Annotated in this window: 16 protein-coding genes; 7 read left to right on the forward strand and 9 right to left on the reverse strand. The window is 67.1% G+C overall.

The genetic code is table 11. The features are described from left to right. Positions 1 to 39 precede the first annotated feature (39 nt). Complete coding sequence (locus tag ACIHFD_RS62035) at positions 40 to 627, forward strand: tetratricopeptide repeat protein (protein ID WP_397374966.1); 588 nt, start codon at positions 40 to 42, stop codon at positions 625 to 627. A gap of 95 nt (positions 628 to 722) precedes the next feature. Here the strand turns inward: ACIHFD_RS62035 and ACIHFD_RS62040 are convergent, their stop codons facing one another. Both ACIHFD_RS62040 and ACIHFD_RS62045 read right to left on the reverse strand, forming a co-directional pair. Continuing rightward, positions 723 to 1,334: a dihydrofolate reductase family protein gene (locus ACIHFD_RS62040; protein WP_397374967.1), complete on the reverse strand. Its 612-nt coding sequence runs from the start codon at positions 1,332 to 1,334 to the stop codon at positions 723 to 725. A 74-nt stretch (positions 1,335 to 1,408) separates the two neighbouring features. Next, entirely contained in the window at positions 1,409 to 2,251 is an 843-nt protein-coding gene (locus ACIHFD_RS62045) for a helix-turn-helix domain-containing protein (RefSeq protein ID WP_397374968.1), read from the reverse strand. A 71-nt stretch (positions 2,252 to 2,322) separates the two neighbouring features. Here ACIHFD_RS62045 and ACIHFD_RS62050 point away from each other — a divergent pair, with 71 nt between their 5' ends. Both ACIHFD_RS62050 and ACIHFD_RS62055 read left to right on the forward strand, forming a co-directional pair. Then, positions 2,323 to 2,721, forward strand: a complete 399-nt coding sequence (locus ACIHFD_RS62050) for a peptidase inhibitor family I36 protein (RefSeq protein ID WP_397374969.1) — start codon at positions 2,323 to 2,325, stop codon at positions 2,719 to 2,721. A gap of 258 nt (positions 2,722 to 2,979) precedes the next feature. Then, positions 2,980 to 3,987, forward strand: a complete 1,008-nt coding sequence (locus ACIHFD_RS62055; protein WP_397374970.1) for a phosphotransferase enzyme family protein — start codon at positions 2,980 to 2,982, stop codon at positions 3,985 to 3,987. Positions 3,988 to 4,172: 185 nt separating this feature from the next. Here ACIHFD_RS62055 and lgt read toward each other — a convergent pair whose 3' ends face one another. From lgt to ACIHFD_RS62070, 3 genes are all read right to left on the reverse strand, one after another. Next, positions 4,173 to 5,069, reverse strand: coding sequence for a prolipoprotein diacylglyceryl transferase (gene lgt, locus ACIHFD_RS62060; RefSeq protein WP_397374971.1), 897 nt, complete (start codon positions 5,067 to 5,069; stop codon positions 4,173 to 4,175). Positions 5,070 to 5,583: 514 nt separating this feature from the next. Continuing rightward, positions 5,584 to 6,054 (reverse strand): hypothetical protein, encoded by a 471-nt coding sequence (locus ACIHFD_RS62065; protein WP_397374972.1) that lies wholly within the window; start codon positions 6,052 to 6,054, stop codon positions 5,584 to 5,586. Positions 6,055 to 6,262: 208 nt separating this feature from the next. After that, positions 6,263 to 6,589 (reverse strand): MarR family transcriptional regulator, encoded by a 327-nt coding sequence (locus ACIHFD_RS62070; RefSeq protein WP_397374981.1) that lies wholly within the window; start codon positions 6,587 to 6,589, stop codon positions 6,263 to 6,265. A gap of 153 nt (positions 6,590 to 6,742) precedes the next feature. Between ACIHFD_RS62070 and ACIHFD_RS62075 the strand changes: the two genes are divergently transcribed. After that, a complete protein-coding gene (locus ACIHFD_RS62075; RefSeq protein ID WP_397374973.1) occupies positions 6,743 to 7,174 on the forward strand; it encodes an STAS domain-containing protein in 432 nt (143 codons plus the stop codon). Between the two features lie 218 nt (positions 7,175 to 7,392). On the opposite strand, the gene ACIHFD_RS62080 is transcribed toward ACIHFD_RS62075, so the two are convergent. After that, positions 7,393 to 8,325 (reverse strand): GlxA family transcriptional regulator, encoded by a 933-nt coding sequence (locus ACIHFD_RS62080; protein WP_397374974.1) that lies wholly within the window; start codon positions 8,323 to 8,325, stop codon positions 7,393 to 7,395. A 97-nt stretch (positions 8,326 to 8,422) separates the two neighbouring features. On the opposite strand from ACIHFD_RS62080, the gene ACIHFD_RS62085 reads away from it, so the two are divergent. The 3 genes from ACIHFD_RS62085 to ACIHFD_RS62095 all read left to right on the forward strand — a co-directional run bounded on the left by ACIHFD_RS62085 (position 8,423) and on the right by ACIHFD_RS62095 (position 11,062). Next, the gene (locus tag ACIHFD_RS62085) at positions 8,423 to 9,085 is read left to right on the forward strand and encodes an HD domain-containing protein (RefSeq protein WP_397374975.1); all 663 of its coding nucleotides are present in this window, start codon (positions 8,423 to 8,425) and stop codon (positions 9,083 to 9,085) included. 169 nt (positions 9,086 to 9,254) lie between these two features. Further along, complete coding sequence (locus ACIHFD_RS62090) at positions 9,255 to 9,836, forward strand: carbonic anhydrase (protein WP_397374976.1); 582 nt, start codon at positions 9,255 to 9,257, stop codon at positions 9,834 to 9,836. 701 nt (positions 9,837 to 10,537) lie between these two features. Beyond that, the gene (locus ACIHFD_RS62095) at positions 10,538 to 11,062 is read left to right on the forward strand and encodes a hypothetical protein (protein WP_397374977.1); all 525 of its coding nucleotides are present in this window, start codon (positions 10,538 to 10,540) and stop codon (positions 11,060 to 11,062) included. Between the two features lie 480 nt (positions 11,063 to 11,542). Here ACIHFD_RS62095 and ACIHFD_RS62100 read toward each other — a convergent pair whose 3' ends face one another. The 3 genes from ACIHFD_RS62100 to ACIHFD_RS62110 are packed head-to-tail and all read right to left on the reverse strand — an operon-like array spanning position 11,543 to position 13,417. After that, a complete protein-coding gene (locus ACIHFD_RS62100) occupies positions 11,543 to 11,851 on the reverse strand; it encodes a putative quinol monooxygenase (RefSeq protein ID WP_397374978.1) in 309 nt (102 codons plus the stop codon). Between the two features lie 55 nt (positions 11,852 to 11,906). Beyond that, positions 11,907 to 12,827, reverse strand: a complete 921-nt coding sequence (locus tag ACIHFD_RS62105) for an NAD-dependent epimerase/dehydratase family protein (protein ID WP_397374979.1) — start codon at positions 12,825 to 12,827, stop codon at positions 11,907 to 11,909. Continuing rightward, positions 12,824 to 13,417 (reverse strand): dihydrofolate reductase family protein, encoded by a 594-nt coding sequence (locus ACIHFD_RS62110; RefSeq protein ID WP_397374980.1) that lies wholly within the window; start codon positions 13,415 to 13,417, stop codon positions 12,824 to 12,826. The genes ACIHFD_RS62105 and ACIHFD_RS62110 overlap by 4 nt, the downstream gene beginning before the upstream one ends. Positions 13,418 to 13,591 lie beyond the last annotated feature (174 nt).

Consider the following 13,591-nt stretch of genomic DNA (forward strand, 5'->3'; position numbering starts at 1 on the left):
GATCGGCCGGAATGTCGGTCAGCACCCGGAGGTCGTCGCGTGCGGCTCCCGGTCGTTATCCGGGCTGCTCAAGCGAACCTGCTGGTCAACCGCATGGCGGTTTTTGAGCCGCGTCAGGCGAGTAGGCTGACCGCGCTTGCCCGCGACGATCAAGGAGCCCTCATGACGACCGACCCAACGATGACCCGGATCGGCCAGGGGGTGGAGTTGCATCACCACCAAGGTCAGCGTGAAGCTGCTCGCGACCTGTTCGCGCAGATCTGGGATGACATCGGCGGCGAGCAAGGCGATCCGCTGCATGTTTGCGTTCTTGCCCACTCGATGGCCGACGTGCAGGACGACGTGCATGAGGAGCTGATGTGGGATCTGCGAGCGCTTGCCGCCGCTGATCAAGTCACCGATGAGCGGGTGGCCGAAGCCGGAGTGCCGCTTTCGGTGGCCGGCTTGTATCCGTCGTTGCACCTGAACCTGAGTGAGTGCTATCGCAAGCTGGGCGATCTCGATCGCGCCCGTGAGCACCTCCAGCAGGCGCGGGACGGGATCGGCGTGCTTGGCGACGACGACTACGGGCGGCTCATCAAGGGTGGCCTGGAGCAGGTGGCCGAGCAGTTGGGTGAGACCATCTGACGTCCTCAGGCCAGGACCTCCAGGGTCTCCAGCACGGTGATCCCCGGCGGACCTAGATCCTTGAGCCATGCTCATCGGAGCAGTCTCAGCACGCCTCAACGGCGCACCTTGAACCTCAGGTGTAGCACCCCTTCGCCCTGGATGACCACGTGGGGATCCTCCAGCAGATGCTGCCCGTCGATGCTGCCGAAGTAGCGTTTGCCCGACCCGAACACCACCGGCGCCACGTCCATCGCCACCTCGTCCACGAGGCCGGCCGCCAAGATCTGGCTGCCCACGTCGCCGGCGTTCACAGCGACGGTTCGCTCCCCGGCGAGCTCCTGGGCCTTGTCGATCGCAGCCGTCACGCCATCGACGAAATGGTACGAAGCCTCGGGGTGCCAGCCCTCAGGCTTGGGCCGGTGGGACACCACGACCACGTGGTCACCCGCGGGCGGCCGACCCTCCCAGCCGTTCACCAGGTCGAACAGGTGGCGGCCCATCACGATCGTGCCGATCGTCTCCCACGTCGACCGGACGTACTCCGCCGATGCACGTGAGACCTTGATGCCGCTTCCGACTCCGGAATGGTCGTACTGCTGCTCGCCGCCTTCGGTGATCGGGATGTCGCCGTTGAAGTACCAATCGTGGAGTGGCCCGACGTCGTCGTTCTTGTCGGCGATGAAGCCGTCCACCGACACCACGTTGTGCATGATTACTGTGCCCACAGGTTCTCCTGGAATCTCCTTGCGCGTTCGCCCCCGAGCCTGCCGCCCTCAGGGGCGAGTGGGCTTGTAAAAAATCAATCGGCGGGCATCGGCCCGCTGTCCGGCGGAAACCCCCGCTCGGCGGGGAACCGGCGCCGCAGATCCAGGTATTCCGTCGGGGTATGGCCGGTGAAGTCCTTGAACTCCCTGCTGAAGTGGGCCTGGTCGAAGTAGCCCGCCGTGTGGGCGAGTTGCGACCAGTCGACCGGACGCAGAGCGTCCACGGACACGATCAGCCGCGCGAACCGGTAGATCCGCGCCACCCGCTTCGGGGTGACCCCGACATGAGACTTGAACTGCGTGGCCAGGTGATTGCCACTCACCCCGGCGGCATCGGCCAGCGCACCCACCGGCACCACGCCGTAGGAGGTCTCCAAACGCCAGCCTGCGTGCTGGACCAGGTCGAGACCGCGCGACGGCGCCTCGGCAAGCCGGGACCGCAGCTCCTCCTCCAACACCCGCAGTGTCTCGGCGGCCGACGTGAGGTCGCCGACCTGGTTGCGGATCCGATCCATGGACCGTTGCCAGATGTCGTCGACCGGCACCCATCGGTCCCGCAGTTCGGTCGCCGGCATGTCGGCGAACGGCGAGATCCCCCAAGGCTTGAAGTGCACCCCGACGAGCCGCACCGGTGTGGGGTACTCGAAGAGGAAACGCCTGGTCCATACCCCCATGAACCACCCATCGGTGAACACTGCCGGCGGCACCGAGGGATCGGAATCCCACAGGCGGACGGGTCCGCCCAGGTTGATGTACAGGTGTGCCGACGGCATCGGCGGGACGTTCATCCGTCGGTGGCGCGGCACTCCGGTCAGGCAGTAGATGTCGTCGATGAACCGGTCGAGCGGCGGCGCGGGCACCCGGACGACGTATTCCATGGAGTCAGTGTGACCGACGTGGGTGATCTCCGACCAGTTAGATAAAACTTCAACCACTTAGGACGTGTCAGATGTTCTTGAGCGCCTTCCGCTCGATCGCCACCGCCGCGATCCCCGAGGCCGCCCTCATGGCCGTTCTCGGCGCCGCGCCGAACGCCGCGCAAGCCGCTCCCGACGGCGGAAAGCCGAAGGCCGGACAAGCCCCCGGGCAGCTCGATTCCAAGCGGTGCCAGCCCAGCATGTTCTGCATCTTCGCCGATCCGGACTTCAAGGGCGACGTCCTCGGGACGTTCGGCGATGTCGCCAACGTCGGCGTCGCCAGCCAGCGCATCGGCGGCTTCAACATCCATGACAAGGCCACCTCCTTCTGGAACCGCACCAACCGCGCGATGTCCCTGTTCCAGGACACCAACTTCCGGAACCCCATGCGCTGGCAGCGTCCCAACAGCAATCCCGTGGCCTTCGCCTGAAGATCCGCCCCAACGTCGGCTTCTTCGCCGACGATCTGACCACCGCCTACGGCAGCTGCTAGAGAGCCGGTCATGTAGCCGTCCTGCTGCTGGGCGATGACGTTGAAGTTGTGGATTACTTCCGAGATTCTCGACTCGACCCGCGTAGGAAAGTGCGCCCTGGCTGGTCGACCGGAATTGGAACCCTTTGCTGACTCTTGCTCCGAAGGCCCATAAACCGGTTGCGCGCCGGCCTGGGCATGCCGCCAGAATTGGCGCGTGACTGCGCCCGCCGACCTGGAGTTCCTGGTCCGGCTGCTGGCCGCGTGGGGGTTTCCCCCGGACACGACGATCATCCGAGCCGAGCAGGGGACCAACAACCAGACGTTCGTGCTCCGCCAAGGGGACCTCCGATTCGTGCTCCGGGTCAGCCAGACCCTGTCCGCCGCGCAGGTCGGCGCCGAGCACCGGATCCTGCGGTGGCTACGGCAGGCCGGACTTCCCTTCCAGGTGCCTGAGCCGGTCGCCGCGCCCGGCAGGGACACCGTGATCGAGACCGCGGCCGGGCCCGCCACCGTCTGCCGGTGGATCCCCGGTGTGCGGCCCGACCTCACGGGCCAGACGGCACTCGAGCGCTTCGGCCGGGCGGCCGGGCTGCTCGGCGAGACGTTGCTGGGCATGCCGCCAGAAGACGGGCTGGGAGACTGGCGCGGCAATCCTCTGGCGCACCCCGCCGTACCGAACGTCGGCGCCCTTTGCCGCCAGCTGCGCGCCGCCGGGATCAGCGCGGAGCGGGCCTCCCACCTCGAGGCCGTGGCACGCCGCGTCGAGCAGGAGTGGCCTGTGGGCGGCGGCACACTGCCGACCCAGGTCATCCACGGTGACCTGGCGGCCTCGAACGCCCTGGTCGACGAGGACACCGGGGAGGTGAGCGGGCTGCTTGACTTCGAGTTCGCCGGGCTCGGCTTCCTGGTCCAGGAGGTGATGGCGGCGCTGTTCAACAGCGGGGCCCTGGAGACGCGCGACTGGCAGCTCCGCACGACGGCCTTCCTCCGGGGGTACGCCTCGGTCCGCCCACTGGACGTCGCCGAGGCCGACGCCCTGCCCCGGCTGCTCCTCGCCCGGGCGGTCGGCAGCGCCCTGTGGCGGGCGGGCCACTGGCTGAACGGGAGGGCGCAACTCGACGAGGTCGCCGACCGAATCCGCAAGCTGGAGGACACGACCCGCTGGCTCGACGCCAACGGCGGAAAGCTCCGGTCACTCGCGGTCGCTGGCGGGCACGGGTGACTCGGAATGACGGCTGGCGCGAGCCTCACGGCGAAGCTCGGCACCTCGCTGTTTCAGCAGGTCAGAGAGTTCAAGATCCGCGGCCTTTCAAGGCGAAGGCTCGGCGCGTTCGTCGGTCGCGTGGACTCCTCCCACAAGCGCCGGGCCAGCCGCGTCGCGCGCCTGCGGGCCGCATGTCGGTCGTGTCAGGTGCTCTCGGTCGGATCGGAGACCTGCCCGCCGCTCTCCTCGTGCGAGGCCTTGCCCTGTGAGGCCGGCACCACGATCTCCTCGTTGTCCTTGTTACGAGTCACCCAGAGATAGACCAGCGCGCCGACGAACAGCACGACCGAGGTCCACTGGTTGATCCGCAGCCCAAGAAGCGTCACCGCGTGGTCCACCCCGCCGACCGGGTCGATCCGCAGCCCTTCGATCCAGAACCGCCCGAACGTGTAGCCGGCGACGTAGAGGGCGAACAGGCGGCCGTGGTGCAGCGTGAACCGTCTACCGGCCAGGATCAGTCCGAAACCGAGCGCCGCGTCCCACATCGACTCGTACAGGAACGTCGGGTGGTAGAGCACGCCTGGCTCGCCGCCGTGCGCCTGGTCGATCTCCAGGCCCCACGGCAACGTGGTCGGGCTACCGTACAGCTCCTGGTTGAACCAGTTGCCCCAGCGGGCGATCGCCTGCCCGAACGCGATGTCGGGCGCGACCGTGTCGGCCACGGCTGCCAGGGACAGCCCCCGGCGGCGGCAGGCCAGCCACATGCCCACGCCTCCCAGGGCGACCGCGCCCCAGATGCTGAGCCCGCCTTCCCAAATGAACAGCGCCTGGTACGGCTCCTTGATCGCGCGCGGGCCGAAGTAGGTCTGCCAGTCGGTGATGACGTGATAGAGGCGAGCCCCGATCAGGCCGAAGATCACTCCGGGGACCGCCAGATCGCCGATCGTGCCCTTCTCGCCGCCGCGGGCGCGCCAGCGGCGCTCGCTCAGCCAGATGCCGAAGCCGATCGCGATGATGAAGCACAGTGCGTAGGCCCGGATCGGGATGAATCCGAGATACCAGACCCCTTCGGAAGGGCTGGGAATCGAGGCGAGAGGCATGCCGGTGAGGCTAGCCAACGCAAGGCCGCTTGGCCGCCTTCGTGACCTGATCGCGAGCCATCTGCGACGTGACGCGGCGTAGCCGAACCGGTGCGGCATCCGCTGGCCGTGCGACGGCCGCCGCCACCCACGCCTGCAACTGCGCGAGGAGAAACGGCAGCGCACCAAGCAGGTGCCGGGAGCTGGACAAGACCAACCGCCAGACGGCCACAACGACCACCATCGGGCCCTGCGTTCCCACGGTCTGGCGGTCACACCCGACGGTATTGCGGCCTCCATCGCCGAAGGCGGCCCGGCCGTCGACATCACGACCGCACACAGCACAGTCCGGGATGATCGCCCTACCTGACAGCGGTTCTTCGATGGCTCGACGATGCTGCTCGCCAGGGCTCGTCGCCCCGGCCCGTACACGCCGAACAGACCACGGTCGGCCACGGCCCGACGGCGATCGCACCAACCCCCGAACGGACGCTACGCGGGAGCGGGGCTGGGGAGTCAGCCGACGGGGTCGTGGTCATCGTTCGTTGATGGTCTGGTCTCCACCGGCCTGGTACACCCGGCCCTGCCCCGAAGCCTGCGCCCGCATCTGCACATTGCGCGCGCCATCCCCTGTCGAGACGATGCCGGAGCTGTCCCCGCCGATGGCGATCGACCGCTCCCCCGAAGCCGACACGCCAGGCGGCGTCTCGGGCACGCCATCCGCTGGATCAGCGGCGGCGGTCGGCTGGGTACGGTCGGCGCGCAGCTGCAGCAGCAGCGCCACCACCGCGACCACCAGTCCGGCTGCGCCGATGAACATGCTGATCACGCTGGCCCGCTGATCCAGTACGCCCAGCACGTCCGGCGGGAGGCGTAGCGGGTCGGCGAAGAAGCCGATCAACCCCACGGCCAGTAACGCTGTCATCGCGACGATCGCGGCGATGACCGTCCACCGCCTGCCCCGTGACCGTGGGGCGCGTCCGGATCCTGCTGCCGTCTTCGACATGCTTCCAGAGTGCTCCCGAACCACCATGAGCAGAACGCATAGCAACGAACGCGTTACCTGACACGGCCTGACGAAGCAGGGGGAGGAAGGTAGTACCGCGCCCCTGGCCAGTCCGTACCCAGATCGCCCGCGAGGTCGGCGTCGTACTGGGCGCTGGAGGACGACGACCAACCCGCCACATCGGCCGCCGAGCCGGCGAGGTAGCGGTCTACGGCTGGTGCGACGGCGGGCCCTCGGGCAGGTCGCGGTCGGTGAACATGGCGATCAGGCGGCGCACCGGCATGCCGGCCTCCGTGGGGTAGCGGAATTCCAGGTCGGTGTTGATGGTGTAGCGGTTGTGGCGGCCGACTCGTTCGCGGGTGAGGTATCCGGCGTCGTGCAGGTCGTTGACGATGCTCTGTACGGTGCGTTCGGTGATGCCGATCCAGGAGGCGATCTCGCGCAGCCGTACCTCGGGGTTGCGGGCGATCTCCAGCAGCACGCGGGCGTGGTGGGTCAGGAAGGTCCAGGCCGGGGTCTCGTGACCGGGCTGCATGGCGCTCACACTTTCAGTCCGTGGTGGCGGACGGTGTCAGGAAGTAACTGACTTCAGAGTTTATAGTGAAAGCTCTTTCATGTAACCCGCTTCAGGGTTTACGGTTGAGAGCGCCACCGAAGTCCCCGTACCGATCGAGGAGGCGGATACGCGATGTCCGAGCAGGCGGTCGGCCGCCATGCCGAGGACCTGGCCGCACGGATGACTGACGTGACACCGCTACATCTGACCAGCCGAGCCCTGATCGGCGGCACCCTCATCGAGGTGGTGGGCGAGGTGGATGCCGCCACCGTCGCCCAACTGACCGCCTACATCGAGCGTGAGCATCCGGACGCCGGCCTACCCCTGGTGCTGGATTTGTCCGGGGTGAGTTTCATGGACAGCTCCGGCCTGCATCTGCTCATCCAGCAGCATCACCGTCAAAATGAGCATGGCGCCGGCCTGCACCTGGCCGCCCCGCACGCTCGGGTCAGGCGCATCCTGGAGATCACGGGCGTCGGTCAGTTGTTGCGCACCCATTCCGGGCTCGATCAGGCGCTGCTGGCCGCCGATCTGATCGATCCCATGCCGCGGTCCGCGGCATGACCTGACGCTCTGGCCATCGGCGGCTCGGCAACGGTGATCGCACCCGAGGCCTGCATGCGTGCGGCTCGCCAGGCCGTCGGTGTCAGCTCCATTTACGCCCAGCGGGCATCGGACAGGTCCGGGGGCAAGGACGGCGTGAGGCCATGGTCCCGTGCTGGCAACTGTCGCCCCAGAAGGCCGGCATCTGTCGAGTCCGGCGATTCAAGGGCGTCCCGGGATCATGCGTCCGCCATCTCGTCCTTGTGGCGGAACAGGATCCGGTATTCCTGAGGGGAGGTGCCGAGGTGCCGATGGAATGCCGCCCGCAAGGAAGCGGGAGCGCCGAGACCGGTCAGGCGGCCGATCTGCTCGATGGGCACGGTGGTCGCCTCCAGCAGTTCGCGTGCCCGGTCAATGCGCGCGTCGGTCAGCCAGGCCATGGGCGGAGTGCCGGTCTCCTCGCGGAAGCGGCGGATCAGTGTCCGCCGCGACATATGGGCGCGTTCGGCGAGGTGGTCGACGGTCAGGGGCGTCGCAAGGTTGTCAAGCATCCACTCCCGCAGAGGTGCGAGCTCATCTCCGCTCGCCTCGGGGCGGAATTGTTCGATGAACTGTGCTTGGCCTCCCCGTCGCCGTGGCGGCGCGACGAGATCGCGTGCGTGCGTGTTCGCTGCTGCGGCGCCCAGGTCGGTGCGGATCAGGTGCAGGCACAGGTCAATTCCCGCGGTCACGCCGGCGGACGTGAGGATCTCGCCGTCGTCGACGTAGAGCTGATTTGGCAGGACATCGACAAGTGGGTAGCGCTGACGCAATTGCTCGGCGTGCCGCCAGTGTGTGGTCGCGCGGCGCCTGTCGAGCAGCCCGGCCGCGGCCAGGGCGAAGGCCGCGGTGCAGATGGAGACGAGTCGGGCGCCTCGGGCGTGAGCTGCTCGTAGTGCCGCCAGAAGCTCAGCCGACAGGGTCGCGTCAATGTGGTCGTAACCCGGAATGATCACAGTGTCGGCGTCGTCCAGTGCCTCAAGGCCGGCCGCGACGGTGATCGCGAAGCCGAACCCTGGCACCAGGCCGGTGTCGGTGTCACCGCACACGGTCAGCTCATAGTGGGGGTCCATGGCGAAGATCTGCGTCGCGGTACCGAACTCAAGCGGAAGCACACCGGGCAGTACGAGCACCGCAACGTGGTGTCTGTTTGTCATAGTGGCACGACTGTAGCGCTGGTTGGCATCCGTGCCACTTTTGGCAGGAGGGCCGGTTTCATAGTGTCGAGTCATGACCGGCATCCCCGCACTCTCGGAAGGCCTGCAGAACGAGGTACTCGCTCTTCCTGCCGGGCCACTGGTTGAGGCAAGCCTCGCCGCGGCGCGTGCTGCGGTGCATCCGGCTGTGCTCAACCACTGCATTCGCGGTTTCTACTGGGCCCGCCTGTTCGCCGCCCACAAAGGCGTCCTGAACGACGCGGACTACGACGAGGAACTCCTCTTCGCCGCCCATGTGATGCACGACCTGGGAACAGGCCCCGACGCACCCGGCCGGCTCCGGTTCGAGATGGAAGGCGCCGATCTTGCCGCCACAGTGCTGACCGATCTCGGCGCTCTCGCCCGGGACGTCGACCGGGTCTGGGAGGCGATCGCTCTTCACACCACTCCGCAGATCCCCGAACGAATGGGGCTGCTGACCTACCTCACCTACGAAGGCATCTGGATAGATTTCGGCAAACATTTCGACCTCGTGGCCAAGGAACAGGGGCAGATCCATGCCGCCTACCCACGACTTGAGATGGTCCGCCATCTGACCGACGAAGTCCTCGCCCACGGAGCCCGCTCCGAGACCGCCGCGCCCCCTTACGCGATCGCTTACCACCTGGCGTGTGAGCGGGAAGCAGATGGAGTCACCTTCATGGAGCGTGGCGTAGCCAATGGCCCGTGGGGGTAGTAGACGAGAAGCCCTCGCTGAGCCACTGGCGCTTACCGACTCATTTGAGTAGCGCTGCATTGCGGAAATCCTCGACCTGCGCAGCATTCACGTTGCCGAAGGCAGGTTTTGAGTATCCCGGGCGTTGCGCGAAAAGCCCGGGACCGTACCGCGAGAATCGGAGTTAAGCATGTCGAATTTTGTCGAGTTCACATTCCGAGGACAGCCGGGCTACAGCGAACCGGCAGTTCGGGAGATCGTCACCAGTTCGATTCCCGTCAGGACGATCGCCATCTACTGCTTTGACCCCCGGGCAGCCGGCGCTGCGCAGGCAGTGGCCGATTACTTCGGTGACGAGGTCTACCCTGGTGACCTTGTCCTCGACGAGGCTGGCAGGAAGAGAGGTTCTACAGCGACGGTGTTCCCCCTCATCGTCGGAGGTGGACGCGCAGCGGATGCTCTTCGCTCGATCACGGTCTCCCAGCACCTCTTCGGAATCGAGCGGGTTGTCGTCGTACACCACTCCTTCTGCGGCGGTACGTCATTCACGGAGAAGGGGATCATCGATGCCTGGGAACGTGAACAGCACACCGATATCTCGTCTGCGTACGACTGGGACGGCATCTGCATCGCTGACTTCGAGAAGTCACTCAACTACGACGTAAGCCTGATCCGCAACAGCCCAGGCACGCCGAAGCACGTTGAGATTCACGGCCTCTTCTACGACATTGATTCCGGCGAGCTGACAGAGGTCGTCCGGGACGTTCCGTAATCCAAGTGCACGTGCGGCGGGATGATCGGGGCGACGGTGATGGTGAGCTTGGGTTTGTGCTGGGTCGCGGTGGCGTCGGTGAAGGTGAACACGCCGTCGAACTGCCCGCCGGTGGCCAGCAGGCCGGCGACCTGGCCGCCCGCTCCGCACGGCGCGTCGCAGCTCGGGGTGAAGATCAGGCTGGGGCCGCCGGGATGCTAGGCGTCTTCAGGACCTCGACCGTCAGCCCTTCGGTGAAGGTCTGGGAGTTGGCCCTGGTGGTGACCATGTGGGTGGCCACGAACACCGCGGTTCTTTCCGGGACCCCGTCGACCAGAACGCGGCCGCGCCGCTGCTCGCAGGAAGAAAAGCGTGCACGAGGCGGCGGCCTGGCTGCCGAGCGCCCGGTCGGTGGCGGTATCCCAGCTTGCCTCCGCCACCCGGTGGGGCGCACGGTCGGGCCCGGCTTGTGTCCACAAGGCGGTTCGTGAAGCAGAGCGGGATTCGTCGGGCCCGCGGCTGGCTGGCCGAACTGAGCGAGCGAGCGGGCGGCGAGCCGGTCTGGCCGACGCGTCGGCGCGGGCAGGGGCGGGCGGGTGCTTGTACGGACTTGTACGGATGATTCGACCAGGGCTTCACCGGCCAAGGAATTCTCGTCAGCGTGGTTCCAGCAACGACCCATCGCGGAGCACACGGCTTCGCGCAGGCAGAGAGGAACCCCGTTGTCCAGACTCATCAAGGCCGCGTTCGCCACGGCAGCGCTGTCCGGCGCTCTCACGCTGACGATCACCGCCGCCGACGCCGTGTCCAGTTCCCAGACCGGCACGCAGACCAGCGCTCAGTCTTACACCGGGGAGAGCAGCCCATGGACCGCCCAGACGGTCGGAGCCTGGGGGAACATCCCGACGGCGTCCGTCAACGTCACCGTGCCCTCGGGGACGACGCGATTCGTCGACGCCCGCTTCACCGCCGAGTCCATTTGCGCCGGCGACGCCAGTGCATGGTGCTCCGTGCGTATCGTCGTGGTCAACTCCGCGGGGACGACCACCGAGCTGCAACCGGTCACGAGCACGGACTACAGGTTCGACAGCCCCGGTGGCGTCGAGGAGGCGCACGCCCTCGAGCGCTTCTCTGCTCCCCTGGGCCCGGGCACCTACACCGTCCGGGTGCAAGCCCTGCGCATCACGGGCATCACTCAGTTCACCCTGGACGACTACGCGTTCGCGGTCGGTCTCGTCGAGCCCTAAGACGTGATCATCAATAGGTCCCTGCGGACGTCTCCGCAGGGACCTATTGATCGTGAGATTTGACCTGTGAGAAGGGACCTCGAACCCCGGATAGCCAGCAGTTCTTCCGCCCACTCGCGCGGATCACCTCACAGACCGAGCCGAGGCAAGTGGCGTTGTCAGCGAAGGATTTGGCCTCACCAGCGCGTCGCGAACGCTGCCCAGGTGTCGGCAGGCGGCTGGGGGCAGCAGCCGGTCCTTGTGAGCGGCGAGTCCGGCACCGGCATGGGTCGGCGGCGCACGCAACAGGGCCGTTCTGGCCGCGAATGGCGAGTTTGCGTGATTGCAGCGTCAGTGCCGGCGTGAACAGCAGCGGCTGCGTGCCTTTGGCGTCAGGCTTCACCGGTGGCGATGCGTTCGCCGGGCCCGGCGGGCGCGCCTGCCTCGTTCAACGACAGGTGATCGACGCCAGCCGCGCCTGTCGCCGGGGCCGTGGCCAGGTCACTCGTCCAGATTCGACATGGTGCTGTGCCCAAAGGGGATGACCATGGTCCAGCCCTCGACCAGGTCATTCATGATCTCACCGAACTTCTGCACCGGTCCGTTCTTGATGTGGCTCTCGAAGGCGGCCTCATCCGTGTAGACCTCGTAGACGTACACCACGTCAGGTTCCGTCTCGACCTCCCACAGGTCGAGACGCAGCGTGCCCGGCTCGGATTCCCTGACCACCTGGGTGTTCCAGCGCGAAAGCTCCAGAAACTCCGATCGCTTTCCTGGTTTGATGACGAGCCTGACGAGTGCCCCGTACATCAGATGCTCCTGATCTTGGGCCGGCCGCTCTTTGCGGCCGGATCCGGGTGGGGTTCTAGCGGGGGTTGTCGGCACGCCAGGCGACGTAGTCGGCGACCGCCTTGGCGGTGTCGAAGGCCGGCGCGAAGCCGGTGTCGTGGGTGAGCCGGGTGGTGTCGAGGTAGGGGTTGTCGCCGGGGCCGGTCTGCCGTCCGGGCAGGAGGTCGAGCCGCAGGCCGGGAGTGATCGCCTGCACGGCGTCCGCAAGCTCGCGGTTGGTGAACGGTCGGCCGCTGGAGACGTTGTAGGTGTCGTGCCGCAGGGTTTCCGCAGTCGTCAGCAGGGCGATCGCGCGCCCGGCGTCGGGTGCGTAGCAACCGTCGCCGCCGTCGTCGGCGTACAGCGGCTGCGGCTTCTCACCGCGCAGCACGGCACTGATGAACGGAGGGATGTGGTTGAACGGTGATTCCGGGTCCATCAGCGGCCCCCAGATGCTCCCGATGCGCAGCACGACCGGCTGGACGCCGCTGCCTTGGAGGCTGTGCGTGGTCAGTGGCTCGACGGCCTTCTTGAAGGCGACGATCAGGTGCGGCAGGTTCGCGGTGGGCAGCGCGAGCTCCTCGTGCCAGCGGGTCTCGCTCCGGCCGACGTACACGCCGAGGCTGCTCGCGACGGCGAACCTGCGCACACCCCAGGTGCGGGCGGCGTCCAGCGCGTTGAGCAGGCCGATCGTGTCCGTGCGGAAGTAGCGGACCGGGTCCTCGCCGGGGATGCTGCCGGCGAGATGGACGACGTCGCTGATGTCGTGGCGATCGGCGAGGGCCAGGAAGGCGTCCCGGTCGGTGACGTCGAGAGGCTCCACGCCGACCCGGCCGGCGAGGAACGACGGGACCTCGGTCCGGCGGTGTGCGGTGACGACGACCTCGTGTCCGAGGTCGACGAGCGCGCGGGCGGTGTGCGCGCCGATCATGCCCAGCCCGCCGGTGACGAGGATCATCGGACCACCTCGTAGTGGAGGTGGGTGACGCCCTGTGCCGGTACGGCCTCCAGCAGACGGAGGTGTACGTGCTCGGGCAGTGACTGGAAGAAGGGGCGGCCGCCGCCGAGCAGGATGGGTACCTGGTGGAGGATCACCTCGTCGACGAGCCCCGCTTTCAGAGCCTCGGTGGTGACGCCGCCGCCCATGAGGCCGACGTCGCCGCCGCCTGCGGCTTCGCGAGCGGCTGTGATCGCGTCTTTGATGCCGGTGGTGATGAGGGTTTGCCGTTCGCTCAGCTGCGGTGCCGTCCGGTGGCTGAGGACGACGAGTCGGGCTTTCGGGTGTGGGCTGCCGCCTCCGAAATGGTCGGAGTCCTCAAAGGTGTTGCGCCCCGCGACGACCGCGCCCACGCGTGCGGCGAGGGCGTCGAAGACGCGGGCGCTGGGCTCGCCCAGTTTGAACCCGTCGAAGACCTGGCTGGGTGTGTCGCCGTTGAAGTACCAGTCGAACAGCATCGTTGCGTCTCCCAGCCCGCGTCCGGCGCCGGGGTCACGGCCGGTGATGTAGCCGTCGACCGACACCGCGTGGGCGGCGATGACCTTGCTCATGGCGGCAATTCCTTTCTGGGGTTCCTTGAAGAGACTTTACGACCGTAGCACTTTAAGTTCCTTAAGGGAACTCCAATGGGTAGACTGACCCCATGCAACGCACCAACTTCGGCGACATGGCCTGCTCCATCGCCCGCACCCTCGACGTCATCGGAGAGCCCTGGTCACCCCTGA

This window comes from Nonomuraea sp. NPDC051941 (assembly GCF_044593615.1).